The 13677-nt window shown below is 60.2% G+C and carries 17 protein-coding genes and 1 pseudogene; 5 read left to right on the forward strand and 13 right to left on the reverse strand.

Going from position 1 to position 13677, the window contains the following annotated elements; genetic code table 11:
• Nucleotides 1-624: 624 nt before the first annotated feature.
• A complete protein-coding gene (locus tag HJ536_RS17615) occupies nt 625-1251 on the forward strand; it encodes a LysE family translocator (protein ID WP_177158737.1) in 627 nt (208 codons plus the stop codon).
• Here the strand turns inward: HJ536_RS17615 and HJ536_RS17620 are convergent, their stop codons facing one another.
• Together HJ536_RS17620 and HJ536_RS17625 are read right to left on the reverse strand one after the other, a co-directional pair.
• Nucleotides 1252-1983 carry a Crp/Fnr family transcriptional regulator gene (locus HJ536_RS17620; protein ID WP_177158738.1) on the reverse strand — a complete coding sequence of 244 codons (732 nt, stop codon included), beginning with the start codon at nt 1981-1983 and terminating at the stop codon, nt 1252-1254.
• A 126-nt stretch (nt 1984-2109) separates the two neighbouring features.
• Nucleotides 2110-2451, reverse strand: coding sequence for a hypothetical protein (locus HJ536_RS17625; protein ID WP_177158739.1), 342 nt, complete (start codon nt 2449-2451; stop codon nt 2110-2112).
• A gap of 170 nt (nt 2452-2621) precedes the next feature.
• On the opposite strand from HJ536_RS17625, the gene ybaK reads away from it, so the two are divergent.
• Nucleotides 2622-3089 carry a Cys-tRNA(Pro) deacylase gene (ybaK, locus tag HJ536_RS17630; RefSeq protein WP_194245726.1) on the forward strand — a complete coding sequence of 156 codons (468 nt, stop codon included), beginning with the start codon at nt 2622-2624 and terminating at the stop codon, nt 3087-3089.
• Here the strand turns inward: ybaK and HJ536_RS17635 are convergent.
• The 6 genes and pseudogenes from HJ536_RS17635 to HJ536_RS17660 all read right to left on the reverse strand — a co-directional run bounded on the left by HJ536_RS17635 (nt 3086) and on the right by HJ536_RS17660 (nt 6125).
• Nucleotides 3086-3502 (reverse strand): ExbD/TolR family protein, encoded by a 417-nt coding sequence (locus HJ536_RS17635; RefSeq protein WP_177158740.1) that lies wholly within the window; start codon nt 3500-3502, stop codon nt 3086-3088. The two genes, ybaK and HJ536_RS17635, sit on opposite strands and share 4 nt — an antisense overlap.
• 3 nt (nt 3503-3505) lie before the next feature.
• The gene (locus HJ536_RS17640) at nt 3506-3889 is read right to left on the reverse strand and encodes an ExbD/TolR family protein (protein ID WP_177158741.1); all 384 of its coding nucleotides are present in this window, start codon (nt 3887-3889) and stop codon (nt 3506-3508) included.
• Nucleotides 3890-4501 (reverse strand): annotated as a pseudogene (locus HJ536_RS17645) (MotA/TolQ/ExbB proton channel family protein); the annotation flags it as partial.
• Nucleotides 4502-4718: 217 nt separating this feature from the next.
• The gene (locus HJ536_RS17650) at nt 4719-4916 is read right to left on the reverse strand and encodes a heavy-metal-associated domain-containing protein (RefSeq protein WP_177158743.1); all 198 of its coding nucleotides are present in this window, start codon (nt 4914-4916) and stop codon (nt 4719-4721) included.
• 121 nt (nt 4917-5037) lie between these two features.
• A complete protein-coding gene (locus HJ536_RS17655; RefSeq protein ID WP_176854449.1) occupies nt 5038-5250 on the reverse strand; it encodes a hypothetical protein in 213 nt (70 codons plus the stop codon).
• Between the two features lie 431 nt (nt 5251-5681).
• A complete protein-coding gene (locus HJ536_RS17660; RefSeq protein WP_177158744.1) occupies nt 5682-6125 on the reverse strand; it encodes a rhodanese-like domain-containing protein in 444 nt (147 codons plus the stop codon).
• Nucleotides 6126-6300: 175 nt separating this feature from the next.
• Between HJ536_RS17660 and HJ536_RS17665 the strand changes: the two genes are divergently transcribed.
• On the forward strand, nt 6301-6852 hold the full coding sequence (locus tag HJ536_RS17665) for an exonuclease domain-containing protein (protein WP_228028788.1): 552 nt from the start codon (nt 6301-6303) through the stop codon (nt 6850-6852).
• Here the strand turns inward: HJ536_RS17665 and HJ536_RS17670 are convergent, their stop codons facing one another.
• From HJ536_RS17670 to HJ536_RS17680, 3 genes are all read right to left on the reverse strand, one after another.
• On the reverse strand, nt 6853-7821 hold the full coding sequence (locus HJ536_RS17670) for a glutathione S-transferase family protein (protein ID WP_177158746.1): 969 nt from the start codon (nt 7819-7821) through the stop codon (nt 6853-6855).
• A 12-nt stretch (nt 7822-7833) separates the two neighbouring features.
• A complete protein-coding gene (ygiD, locus tag HJ536_RS17675; RefSeq protein ID WP_177158747.1) occupies nt 7834-8655 on the reverse strand; it encodes a 4,5-DOPA-extradiol-dioxygenase in 822 nt (273 codons plus the stop codon).
• Nucleotides 8656-8718: 63 nt separating this feature from the next.
• Entirely contained in the window at nt 8719-9141 is a 423-nt protein-coding gene (locus HJ536_RS17680) for a DoxX family protein (RefSeq protein WP_177158748.1), read from the reverse strand.
• Nucleotides 9142-9276: 135 nt separating this feature from the next.
• On the opposite strand from HJ536_RS17680, the gene HJ536_RS17685 reads away from it, so the two are divergent.
• The gene (locus HJ536_RS17685; protein ID WP_177158749.1) at nt 9277-10173 is read left to right on the forward strand and encodes a LysR family transcriptional regulator; all 897 of its coding nucleotides are present in this window, start codon (nt 9277-9279) and stop codon (nt 10171-10173) included.
• 56 nt (nt 10174-10229) lie between these two features.
• Here the strand turns inward: HJ536_RS17685 and acuI are convergent, their stop codons facing one another.
• Complete coding sequence (gene acuI, locus HJ536_RS17690) at nt 10230-11225, reverse strand: acrylyl-CoA reductase (NADPH) (protein WP_177158750.1); 996 nt, start codon at nt 11223-11225, stop codon at nt 10230-10232.
• On the reverse strand, nt 11222-11884 hold the full coding sequence (gene acuR / locus HJ536_RS17695; RefSeq protein ID WP_177158751.1) for an acrylate utilization transcriptional regulator AcuR: 663 nt from the start codon (nt 11882-11884) through the stop codon (nt 11222-11224). Before acuR ends, acuI begins: the two co-directional genes overlap by 4 nt.
• A gap of 354 nt (nt 11885-12238) precedes the next feature.
• On the opposite strand from acuR, the gene HJ536_RS17700 reads away from it, so the two are divergent.
• Nucleotides 12239-13573: a calcium-binding protein gene (locus HJ536_RS17700; protein WP_177158752.1), complete on the forward strand. Its 1335-nt coding sequence runs from the start codon at nt 12239-12241 to the stop codon at nt 13571-13573.
• Nucleotides 13574-13677: the final 104 nt, after the last annotated feature.

Consider the following 13677-nt stretch of genomic DNA (forward strand, 5'->3'; position numbering starts at 1 on the left):
CCCAAGGTAGCGCAGCAAACCGGTCCTGCAACGGCATTTGCTGTGCGTCAAAACACACGCAGAACGTGAATACACATCTCGTTAATGGAAGCTGTCTGAAATTAAGTGGGCCGGTCGAAAGTCCCCCTAACGACCGGCCCGCAGCACTTAAATAGACGCCCGAGGAACACCAAAGGACGAGGCGAACACATCAAGCAGCTGAAAATTACCGGCGCTTAAAAAGTTACGCACCACAACAGCAATTAATCTTTCGATAACTTTCCCTTACCTAAGCGGATAGTAAGGTTTTCCATACCGCATCATTTCCGCGAATGCATTTTTACGAATTTCTTCAATAACATGAGGAAATTAACTATGTTTAACAGCCCTGCGGGTTCGGGCTGGACCTGTTTCAAATCTGACCAAATAAATGACAGTTTGATGACAACGCAGACATTCCGAGCACCAAAAGTTGACGTAAGGGCAACGCAGGTCAACTTTCCGCACCAAAATAGAAGCCACGCACCATAGGCGATTCTGCAAGCGCAGCATCAGCAGAATCGGAGAGCACATCCCCAAGGTTGTATTTTATGATCAAATCCGACACTGCTTGCGGTTTTGGTTGTTTGATGAAACTGTCCGCCCATGCTGACGATCGACGTAATTATGACTTTCATCGGGGTTGCGACACTGCTGGCCTGGGTCCCCGGGCCCGACAATCTGTTTGTCCTGACCCAATCCGCACTTTTCGGTCCCAAAGAGGGCGTGCTGGTCACGCTTGGCCTGTGTCTGGGGCTGGTCGTGCATTCGATTGCCGTGTCGCTGGGGGTGGCGGTGATCTTCCAGCAGTCGCAGTTCGCCTTTGACGCGCTGAAGTACGCAGGAGCCGCCTATCTGGTTTATCTGGCGTATAAAGCCCTGCGAGCGGGCCCCGAAAATCCCGATACGGCAGGGGCAAGCCGTCGCCCCGCTTCGGCGATGGTGCTGCGCGGTGTGGTGATGAACCTGACCAACCCGAAGGTCGCGATCTTTTTCTTGGCCTTTCTGCCCCAGTTCACCGATGCGGCGCGCGGCAGCATCGCCGTTCAGATGCTGATGCTGGGGGGATTGTTCATCCTGTGCGCCTTTGCGTCGTTCACCACGATTTCTCTGATGGCGGGCGTGCTGAGCCGTTGGCTCCGCGCCTCGCCCCGCGGGCAGATCATGCTGAACCGCGTGGCAGGGCTGGTCTTTGTCGGGTTGGCGGTCAAGCTGGTGACCGCCAATCGCTGATCAGAGCGCCGCATTCTCGCGCCAGATATCGCCCGTAGCGTCAACCAAGGCTGTCGGGTCCAACACGGCGATCTTGGTCGGGCTGAACAGCGCGATCACACCCGCCTTGGCAAAGGCGCGGATCTGGCGTGACACGGTCTCCATCTTGATGCCGAGCAGGCTGCCAATCCGCTCTCGGGTCAGCAGCAGGTCGATCACCGGATCTTCGGGCGCGCGGGGCTGGCGAGACAAGCGCAAGATCAGGGTAGCCACACGTTCGGTCGCGGTTTTGCGCCCCAGCAGGGTGTACCAGTCGCGGGTGGCCTGAAGCTCGGCCGTGACAAGGTCCAAGTAGTTCAGTTGCAGCCGCGGAAAGCGCGCCAAGAGCGCGTTGAACTCCTGCATGGTGCAGCCCAGAATTTCGGTCCGGTCCACAGCCACGGCCATAACCGACGCTGTACGCGGCCCGCTATGACTTAGTAAATCGCCCGCCAGATGCAGGCCGACGGTAGTGATCTTGTCCCCGGCGCGAATGTCGTGGGCCACTGCGCCCGACCTGACGATGCCGATCAACTGGTCGGGAGTGCCGTCGAAGCGGATGATCTCCTCGTCCTTGAACACATGGGGCACGAGGGTCGCTGCGATGATTTCGGCCTCGCTTCGGGTCAGGCCCGCGAACAGGGGATGATCGGGCAGGACAGGTCGGTCAGACAGGACTGCGGTCGCCTCGGACATCGGGGTCAGAGCGTTCATTCTGGATTTCTCCGTAAAAACATGGAGCTATGGCGTCGTCACGAAAATGGACGGTTCAGCCAAGGGTCTTGGAAAAATGGGATGGGCCGGTGCTGCGGCTGAGGGCACGCGCCACGGCCAAGGCAATCAGGCGACCGGCGGCGCCCTGCTGGGGGGATGGCCCAGAACGGTCAGTCCGGCGGCTCGGGCCAGATCGGGCAGCACAATCCGCTGCACATAGGCCAGTTCCACAGGCACCAGATGGCCCACAGGGTCCGGCATCAGAAAGGCAGAAACCAGACGACAGGCGTTACAGCTGGATTTGCTGCTTTCCAGATCGTCACCGCACAGATCGGTGGTCGCCCCAAGGGCGGCATAGAACGTCAGCAGGGACTCCTCTTTCGCCGTAGCGAAGTGATGGCCATAGCTCGTTCCGACCAGCCCGAAGGCCAGCAGAACGACAAAAAAACCAACACGGAATCTGTGCAACCAATACGTCATAGCGCAGAAATAACATCGCGTTATCAGAGGTGTAAGGCGATAACATGCCGCACGGCGACCGCGTGCCGCAGTGTGGCATTATCGCGCTGGCGGGGTGGGTCCTTGGCCTTGGGGCGCAGGTTGGGTCATATAGGGGCAAACCACCCGAGGAGCAGATCATGACCGCCACCCCCGCGACCAAGGCATTGGACAAAGCCGGCATCAACTATGACCTGCACAGCTATGATTACGAGGGCGGGCACCACATCGGCGAACACGCCGCCGATGCCATCGGCGCGGACCCCGATCGCGTGTTCAAGACCCTGATGCTAGAGGTGGACGGCAAGCCCGCGTGTGTGGCGATCCCCGTTGCGGCCTCGGTCAAGATGAAGAAGGCGGCCAGTGCCTTTGGCGGCAAATCGGCCCAGATGATGGACCCGGTCAAAGCCGAGCGGCTGACAGGCTTTCGTGTGGGCGGGATCAGCCCTTTTGGCCAGAAAAAGCGCGTTCCCGTGGCGATTGATATCACCGCCTTTGAGCACGCGCGGGTGATCCTGAACGGCGGGCAGCGGGGTGTGATGGTCGAGCTGGACCCGGATAAAGGCGCGACCCTGCTGGGGGCCGTGCGCGTGGACCTGATCGACTAGGGGCCGGGGCGCGTCACCAGTTGGACAGCGCCGAAGCCGGCCTGCCCCAAGGACCGGATGAGCTCTGCTAGGGCTGCGCCCCCTGCGCTGCCATCAGCGTTTACCATGAGCGTGGGCGGAGTGGCGGTACAGTCGGCTTTGCCGCAATAGTCGTCCCGCGCCCGACTCAGCGCCGCGAAGGCGCTATTGCCCGTTTGGTCCTGGAATCCGGCCTGCCCCGAGGCATCCATATAGAGCGTAAATTCCCCATCCGCGGGTTGGTCAGCCTGCGCTTGCGGCGGGGTAACCTCGAACGGGGCGGGCGGGGTGATCTGCGCGGACATCAGGAAAAAGATCAGCAGCAGAAACACCACATTGATCATGGGTACAACGCTTTCGGGGGCGGGTTTGCGCGGAGCTTCGGGAAACTTCATGGCTCACTCGATCAGAACGAGGTTGGTAAATCCCGCGCCGGATAGCAACTGCATCGCCCGCACAATCGCCTGAATATCCGTACCGTCTTGGGCGCGCAGAATGATGGTGTCCTGCGGGTTGGAGGTGAGGCGTTCCACCTCTGCCAAGGCGCGCGTGTCCTCCATCGGCACTCCATTTACCCTGAGCGTATCCGGCGTCACGTCCACCAATCGCGGCGGCCCGCTGTAGGGCGCAGAGGCCCCCTGCCCCGCCATCCGCAGCGGGATATGCATGTCAGTGCCGAACCGCGACGCCAGCATAAAGAACACCAGCAGCAGGAAAACCACGTCGATCATAGGCGTCAGGCTGGGGGAACGGCGGCGCGCCGGAGCCGCAAACCGGAACATCTATTCGGCCGCGATCGCGTCTGTGCGCAGGAAAACGCGGGTTGCTCCATCCTCGAGTTGCAGGCGCACGCGATCAGCAACTGCCTCGAACCAGGTCAGGGCGACCGAGGCTGGGATCGCAACTGCCATGCCCGCCGCCGTGGTTAACAGTGCCTCCCAAATGCCGCCGGCCAGCATGGACGGATCGGCCGCGCCGCCAGCCTCTTGCAGGGTTTGGAAGGCCGAAATCATGCCCAACACGGTCCCAAGAAGCCCCAGCAAAGGCGCAATCGTCGCGATCAACTCCAGAGGGCGCAGGCCGGACCGCAGGTCGGCCAACATCTGACGCGCCACGCGTTCGGTTTCCTCTCTGGCTGCATCGTCGGTCAGGCTGGTGTCCTGCCGCGCCAGCATCGCAGCCCGCACCAACTGCGGCCCATAGGCCCGCCGCCCAACGAGCGAGCGCACAGCCTCGGGGCCATTCCCCGACGCCCACATCCCCAAGGCCCGATCTGCGCTGGCCTGACCAGCCCAAGCCCCGCCACGGACCAGCCGCCAGACCTTCCACAAGATCAGCGCGAGGGTCAGCACCGACAGCGCCGCGATTGCCCAGATCGAAGGGCCACCGAGCCGAATCATCTCCAGCACTTCGGCCAGTTTCCCCGATGGGGAGAGGGTCAGTCCGTCCATCCTGTGGGCCCCTTCTAAGATGCCATTCAGGAGTCGGATAGATTAACCTACTTTTTCTGTCAACTATATCCTGAGTAAATAAATCAGGAACAGAAAATGAAAAAGGCCCAACCATTGACCGGTCAGGCCGTTCTTCGTAGCACCGAATAGACAGCGCAGATCAGCCCGCCAGAACAGCCTCATATCCCTCTTTCTTCAGGATTTCAGAGACCTGCTCGACACTCAGGCTGCTGCCGACGGCCACAGTGCGCGACGGCAGATCGCAGGCCACATTCGCAGCGGTGTCGGCGGATTTGATGGCGGTTTCGATGGCGCTGGTGCAATGACCGCAGCTCATGTCAGGGACGTTGAATTTCATAATCAGGTTCCTTGGCAAAGGGTTTTCCCGATCAGATAGGGCTTCCAGCAGGTGGAAGGTCAAGGCCCCAAATAAAAAAGCGCGGCCCCTCCCCAAGGCCGCGCTTTATCCTCGTTCGGTCTCAGTGGGCGTAGAACGCGTGCTCCGCTTCACTCCGCGAGGTGTCTTTTTTCGAGGTGTTGAACAGGGCGTGCTCTCGCTCTTCGATCTGGCTCAACTCGATCAACAGGCGCAGCCGCTGGTTGCGGTCTTTCACACTGCGGAGGTTGCCAGCGATCTGATCGCAGAACTTTTTCCACTGCTCGTCTGAGGTTAGAAGTTTCTGAATTGGCATCGTCACGCTCCTTGTTGGAACACTTAACAAGCTCTGAACCTATTGGCTTAAATCCGAAACATATCTTTGCGCCGTAGGGGCCACACCTTGGGTTGCGATAGCCCGCCGCATCAATAAATCAATTTTATTTAATTATTCTGGGGACTTGTGAAACATACCGCATTTTACGCCCCATCTGCGGTTTTTACTATATTTTTTCCGACAGCCGCCTGAACTGACCGTTTGAAAACCGGCCATAATTCAGAAGGTCCCCCCACGACAAAGGCCCCTTTACCCCGTCCCTTCGATAACGCGATGCGGAATAAATTTAGCATTAAACCGTGCAATGAGGCAGCAAGCGGTGTTTTGGAGGGCGTTATGCGACACCAATCACCGGACCAATGATTCTCGAAACCGCCCTAACCTGCGGCAAAATCATAGGTTTTTCAGGGTCAGTTGCAGACAGCGCAGCCCATGGCTCGGGTCGGTTTCACGGGGGTGTAGCCTTCTTTGAGGATGCGGTTCATACCCCCTTCGACGTCGATCACCCGACCGGCAAAGGTATCCGCAATCTGGTTGGCCGCCCGCGCCGAACGGTTCCCCGACCGGCAGACCAAAGCCACATTCTGACCGGGCGCAAGACGCGGACCGATGGCTTGTAGAAACGCCTCGGCCGAGGTGTAGGTCACCAGCGCAGCGCCTTTGATGACGCCGGTCTGCTTCCATTCGTCGGGGGTGCGGATATCGACCACCAACATGTCTTCGCTCTGTTCCAGCGCAGGGCCGGACAAGGCCGCCAGTTCGACATTCTCGGCCTTCGCGCCTTGGCCCGAGGCCCAGAACACATAGGCCAGAGCAATCAGAATGACCGGAAGAAGGACAAAGAGTTTGCTCATGGTGATGTTCCTTTGTGGGCGTCGTTCAACAGTGCAGCTTATGTATTCCATTATTGGAATGCATTCAAGAGTAATGCAGAAATGCGCGGCACACGGGCCCCACTGGGGAAATCAGCACTTTTACTGCGCGGACTTTTCTGGAATTCCGGTCCCACCCAAGCCCCAAGGACAGCCGATGACCCTAGCCAACCGCACCGCCGCGAACGCCCCTCTGACCGGAGAGTTCCGCTTTTTCGCGCTAGATGTAGAGACGGCGAACCGCAATCGCAGCAGCATCTGCCAGATCGGGATCGCTGGGGTTCGGCCCGACAACAGCATCGAAACATGGAGCACCTATGTGGACCCCGTGACCGATGACTGGTCTTGCACCCGGATCCACGGGATCACGGCACGGACGGTGATCGGGGCGCCCTTGTTTCCGCAGCTTGTGCCGGTGCTGGACGGGATGCTGCGGGGGCTGACCGTTTACCAACATAGCCATTTCGACAAGGGCGCGATCAACTCGGCCTGCGGCGAGGCTGGTCTGGTGCCGCCCGCTTGGAAATGGATGGACAGTTTGATTGTGGCCCGCCGCGCATGGCCCGAATTGCGGGGCAACGGGGGGCATGGGCTGGCGTCGCTGAAAACCTATCTGAAGCTGGAATTCGAGCATCACGACGCCGAAGAGGACGCCCGCGCCGCCGCCGAAGTGGTCCTGCACGCCGAACGCCGGCATGCAGGGGCTTGATTAACCGCGCACGCTGTCCAGCAGGGCGGTGATATGCGCGGGGCCTTCGGGACGGATGCGCTTGGGGTTCAGGGCCTTGATCGCGTAGTAGCCGCGCGTGATGTGGTCCATGTTCACCGTGTCGATCACTCCGGGCAGGCGCAGGATACGCTCCATATAGGCGGACAGGCGCGGATAGTCTGCGATCTGGCGGCGATTGGTTTTGAACAACCCGTGATAGGCCGCATCGAACCGGATCAGCGTCACAAAGGTCCGGATATCGGTCTCGGTCAGGCGGTCGCCGAACAGGTAGTCGCCGGTCAAGCGACCCTCTAGCTCGTCCAGCATAGCAAAGACGCCGGCGTTCGCCTCGTCATAGGCCAGTTGGCTGCTGGCGAAGCCTGCCTTGTAAACCCCGTTATTCAGATCATCGTAAATGCGGGCATTCAGATCGTCGATCTCGGCCGCCAGATCCGCCGGATAAAGGCGCAGGTCCGAGGGCACCAGATGCTCGAACGCGGTGTCGAACATGCGCACGATGTCGGCGCTTTCGTTGCTGACCATGACGTTCTGCTTGGCATCCCACAGCACTGGCACCGTGGCACGGCCCGAATAGTGCGGGTCCGCACGGGTGTAGATCTGGTGCAGGAACTCTGACCCGAACAGCGGGTCCTGATCGGCCCCCTCATAGCCGCCGAACTGCCAGCCCTGATCCTCTAGCACCGGATTGACGACGGTGACGGGGATGATCCCCTCAAGCCCCTTGAGCTTGCGGGCAATCAGGGTGCGCGACGCCCAAGGGCAGATGAAGGCAACATACAGGCGGTAGCGCCCCGCCTCGGCCTTGAACCCACCGGTGCCGGTGGGACCGGCGCTGCCGTCGGGGGTGATCCAGTTCCGGAACCCCGAGATTTGGCGAACGAACCGGCCGTCGGCGTCGGCTTTTTGCACGGGCTGCCAGTTGGCGCTCCATTTTCCATCGACAAGCATCAGAGCCTCCTATCAGGCGTGAAACACAAAGGACCGCATGGACACCGACCCAAGGTCGATCGAGTCCGTCATCCATGTCAGTTGGTCGCGGGCGTCAGAGGCCCCCGCAATCGTCAGGGCGGGCAGATAGTGGTCCACCGTCGGGTGCGCCATGCGCAGCAGGTTCCCCAGCGCGGCGCGGTCGGTCAGGGCAACCAGATCGCGGTCGTTCAGACGGTCCTTGAACAAGGCGTCAAACTCCAGCGCGAAGTCTTGGGGTTTGCCGCCCCATTGCAGGGCGCGCAGGTTGTGCACCACGTTGCCGGACCCAAGGATCAGCACGCCGCGGTCGCGCAACTCGGACAGGGTTTTGCCGATTTCCAGCTGGTAGGACAGGTCCTGCGTCATGTCGATCGAGACCTGAAACATAGGCACGTCGGCGTTGGGGTAGAGGAACTTCAGCACCGTCCATGCGCCGTGGTCCAGACCCCAGGTGTCGTCCTCTTCGGCGTGGTGGCTGGACAGCAGGCTAACGACCTCCCGTGCCAGAGCGGGCTCGCCTTTGGCTTTGTATTGCTGGTCGAACAGCTCTTGGGGGAAGCCGTAGAAATCGTGGATGGTACGGGGCATGGCGGACACGTCCACCAGCGTGGTCCCTTTGGTCATCCAGTGCGCCGACACCACAAGGATCGCCTTGGGGCGCGGCAGGTTGCGGCCCAGTTCAGTCCACGCGCGGCTATAGGATGTATCCTCGATTGCGTTCATGGGGCTGCCATGCCCCAGAAAGACCAGAGGCATCCGGTCCGACGGCGACAGGCGGTCACGCAGGGCATTCAAAGATTGGATGGTACTCATGTTCATGTCTCCTGTGGCGGAGGGGTCGCCCGTGATGGACGACCCGTTCAATATTGGTTGCTATCAGGCGAATTGGCCAAGGGCACGGTTCAGCACCGGAATACGGACCGAATAGGCGCCCGCCCCAAGCAGACCGATCACCGCTTGGGCGACGGCCCAGAACAGCGGGAATTCCCAGCCGCCGCCAGTGTTCGAAAAGGTCCAGCCATTGCCGCTATGCGCCCAAGTGGCCCCCAGCAACACAGGGATCAGACCCAGCGACACCAGACGGGTCCCAACCCCAAGGATCAGCGCCAGACCACCGGCCAGTTCGGCAAAGATGGTCAGATAGGCGACGAAACCGGGCAGGCCAAGGCTCTCGAAATAGCCGACAGTGCCGGGGATGGTGAAAACGGTAACCTTCATCCAGCCATGGGCCAGAAACAGGGCGCCGCTGGCAACGCGCAGGATCAGGGCGGCGATATCGGTGGTGATGCGGGTGTTCATGGTCATTTCTCCAATTCGGGGCCGCCAGTCTGCGGCGGCGATGTTCTGTTGTCTGAGAGGAACCTACGCCTTGACGTCTTTCTATAAAATGGCGACTTTGTTGGATGACTTTCCACATTTTGTTCGGAATATCGGATGGACCTTGTCGATGAATTGCGGGCCTTTGTGGCCACCGCGCAGACCGGATCATTCACGGGCGCGGCGGATCAACTGGGGGTGTCGAACCGGCTGACCTCTAAATACGTGGCAGAGTTGGAGGCGCGGCTTGGCGTGCGGCTGTTCCAGCGCACCACGCGCAAGGTCGGTCTGACCCCCGCCGGAGAGGACCTCTTGGCCCGCGCCCCTGCCCTGCTAGACGATCTGGATCACTTGCTGTCCGACGTTTCCGAAGGGTCGCGCGGGTTTTCGGGCGTGATCCGCCTGTCCGCGCCCGTCACCTTTGGCGAGGTTTATGTGGCGGGCATGTTGGAGCGTTTCGGCCAAAGCAACCCCGAGCTGACCTTTGACCTGCGCCTGACCGACCAGTTCACCGACCTCGCGGCCGAAGGGATTGATCTGGCATTCCGCATGGGCCGTACGGACATGCTGTCGCTCAAGACACGGCGGTTGGGGATGTTCGGGTCGGATCTGGTGGCCAGCCCCAACTATCTGGCGACCCACGGCACCCCAGAAACGCCCCAAGATCTGGCGCGCCATTCCTGCATCGTGGACACCAACCGCCAGAACCCGCGGCGCTGGGTGCTCCTGCGGGATGGCGCGGAAACGGTGGTACAGGTGCAGGGACGGTTTCAGGTGAACTCCGCCCGCGCGGCGGTGCAACTGGCAACCAATGGGGTGGGCATCGCCTATGCCCCAAGGTTTGCATTATGCGGGGCGGTTGAGCGCGGCGAGCTGACAAAATTGTTGCCCGATCATGCCAGCGAAACGGCCGCTCTGAGTGCGGTTTACCTCGAGGGACGCACCCTGCCCCGCAAGGTCCGCGCCCTGATCGACTTTGCGGTCGCGGATATCAGAACTGCCGATGTTCTATAAATAAAACGGGGGTCGCCGCAGCGACCCCCTCGATGCAGACGTCCCGTGAGTGGCAGTCAGGCGTCCAGCGTAGGATTGACGGGGACAACCATACGACCCCGAACTTCGCCCGACAAGAACTTAGGTGCTATCTCAACAACTTTGTCGAGTGATGCCTCTGTTGCGATCACCTCTAGGCGGCTCAAATCCAGATCACTGACCAGACGATCATAGGCGGCGATGCGTTTTGCCTTGGGCGCCATGACGCTGTCCACACCGGCCAATGTCACGCCGCGCAGGATAAAGGGCGCCACGCTGGTGGGCAGATCCATCCCCGCCGCCAAACCGCACGCCGCAACAACGCCGCCGTATTTCATGCCCGCCAAAACGTTCGCCAACACGGTGCTGCCCGCAACATCTACTGCACCGGCCCAGCGTTCCTTGGCCAAGGGACGGGGTTTGCCCGACAGTTCCGCCCGATCAATGATCGAGGTCGCCCCAAGGTCGCGCAAATACGCCTCTTCGCTCGCCCGCCCCGTGACCGCCGCCACGTTATAGCCGCGCGCCGCCAGCAGCATGGTCGCCACGCTGCCCACACCGCCCGCCGCGCCGGTCACGACAATCTCGCCGCTGTCGGGCGTAATCCCCTGCGCCTCAAGCGCCAGAACGCACAGCATCGCGGTGTAGCCCGCAGTGCCAATCACCATCGCCTGCCGCGCAGTCATTCCGGCGGGCAAAGGGATCAGCCAATCGCCCGAAACCCGCGCCTGACCGGCCAGACCGCCCCAGTGCTTTTCCCCGACGCCCCAGCCATTCAGCACAACCTTGTCGCCCGCTGTGAAATCAGGATGGCTGCTCTCGCGGACTACACCGGCAAAGTCGATGCCCGGCACCATCGGAAAGCTGCGCACCACGGGGCCCGCGCCGGTGATCGCCAGCGCATCTTTGTAGTTCAGTGTGGACCACGCCACATCCACCAGCACGTCGCCCTCGGGCAGATCGGCGGTGGTGATGTCACGCAAGGCGACGGTCTGTTGATCCTCGGTTTTGTCAATGACGACGGCTTGGGTCATCTGTTGGGCTCCCCCTCGAGCAGTTTGAAAAACAGGTCAGTGAATGCGTGGATCGGCGCGGGGCCTTGTTCGAGCTTGGCGCGCAGGATCGCGCCCTCCCATCCGATCCAGAAGAATTGCGCCAATGCGGCGGAGTCCGAGGACGAGGCGATCTGCCCCTGTTCCCGCGCCAGTTCCAGACAGCGCGCGGTGCGCTCTTGCCAGTCGTCGAAAACGGCAATCAGACGCGCACGAAAGCTTTCGGGCAGGGCCGACATCTCTTGGCCCAGATTGCCCACCAGACAGCCACGTCGATACCCGTGACGGGCCATCCCTTCGGAGGCGCGGTCGATGAACAGGCACATCCGGTCGAGCGGCGGCAGGCTGGTGCCAGTCAGCGCGCCATCCAGCATCTCGACAAAGTAAGCGTGATAGGCGTCAACCAGCGCCAGGCCAAAGGCCTCTTTGCTGGGGAAATAGTGGTAAAAGCTGCCCTTCGGCACACCGGAATGGCGCAGCACCTCGTCCACGCCAATGGCCGAATAGCCCCGCTCAGTCAGGTGGATCAGGCCACTCCGGATCAGGCGCGTGCGGGCCTCGGCGTCTGCTGGATCGCGGCGCGGGCGCCCCCTGCGTCTGGGGGTGTCGAGGTCTTGGGTAGTACTGCGTGAATCGGTCATACCCTATTTATTAGACTAGTCCGTCTAGCAATCAATACCAACGCAGCGACACAGAGCATTCAACGCAATTTAACGCATGTGTATACGGTTAGTTTGCTTGCGCAGCACACACCCAAAAGGCGAGTCGCGCCGACGCGCCCCAAGCTTGCGCTCACCAGAACGGACAGAGCTTCAAACCGGTTTTCTCGCGAAGAACACACCGAATAACCACACTTTATCGTTTTCTATCAATGACCCTCTGGACACCTAAGGAACAATTGGTCGCCGCAGGTTGCACCATATTGGCTAAATGAAATTCAACCTATAATATTGCAAAACATAATGTAATTTCACTTTAATAATAGGTCATTATAGATGTCGGATCAGTCCACAGAAATAGAAATCCAAGCAGACGAAACCGCGATCGCAGGTGAAGTCGTAGACGAAACTGGCCAGATTCTAGAAGGTGTCGAGGCAGATGAAGAAGAAGCTGTCACTGGTGAGGTCGTGGACGAAACCGATCAGATCGTAGAGGGCGTCGAGGCAGAAGAAGAAACCGCGATCGCCGGTGAGGTCGTAGACGAAACCGGCCAAATCGTAGAGAGCGTCGAGCTTATCGAAACCTACAGCTATTCCTTCACCTATGAGGGTACGCTGATCACCTATACCGACGACATGGTCTATGAAGTCGAGGACGTCGACCTCGAGAGCGATGAGAACGTCCTGTTCTACGTACTGGTCGACGAGACATACTACCCCGTGTTCGACGATAGCGAAATCGATGTCACTGTCACTTCAGAGGAGGTCACGGTCACCTACGCGACCTACATCGATGACAGCGTCGATTATGATTACCTGATCACTCTCGACGGAGTCACCGTCCCCGTTACCTACGACATGGAGGTCTCGGTCGAGGATTCCGGCATCGAAAGCTCGGACGACATTGCTTATTATATCCTTTACGAAGGGGAACTGTATCCGGTCGAAACTGGTACGCCAGTCGTTCCGCACCCGGACTATACTACCTATGTAGACGATCCGATCTACGCGTCCGAAGGGGACGACGACGCCAATACCCTCAGAGGCTCCGCATATACCGACTACATGACCGGCGGCTTGGGGGATGATGTCCTGCGTGGCGGCCAAGGCGATGACGTGATCTGGGGCAATGGCATGGGCCGTGACACCAGTGTTTCGGACAACGACGAGATCCACGGCGGCGCGGGCAAAGACCTTATTCGCGGCAACCAAGGCGATGACCTGCTCGAAGGCAATCAGGGTCAAGACACGCTCATCGGCGGCACTGGCGACGATACCCTTGCGGGTGGTCGCGGGGATGACCGTCTGGTCGGCAACGGTGGCGACGACCTGCTGGTCGGTGGCAAAGGCGACGACCGTCTGTTCGGCGGCAACGGCGATGACATGCTGCGCGGCAATGCGGGCGACGACACCATGACCGGCGGCGCGGGGGCGGACACCTTCTTCTTTGCGCTAGGTGACGATGTGATCACTGACTTCGAAGCAGGCGTCGACGCGATCGTGATGCGGACCGAGGAAATCGGCCTGACGACGGACATGCTCTGGTTCGAAGACAGCATGGAGCAAGTCGGCGATGATGTCGTGATCACGCTTGGGGACAACACCCTGACCGTCGAGAATGTCGAAGTGGCCGACCTTCTGGGTCTGCACGTCGGGTCTGTCGATATCTAAGAAATCCCTAGGGGCGTCCGCGAAATCGGGCGCCCCAATCGGGGTTAAAATCCCGCATCCAGGTTGCACCTGCCCGACGGCGCCCACAATCCAAATCCTGTGAT

It is taken from the genome of Donghicola mangrovi, from assembly GCF_013377535.1.
GTDB classification, from domain to species: Bacteria; Pseudomonadota; Alphaproteobacteria; order Rhodobacterales; family Rhodobacteraceae; genus Donghicola; species Donghicola mangrovi.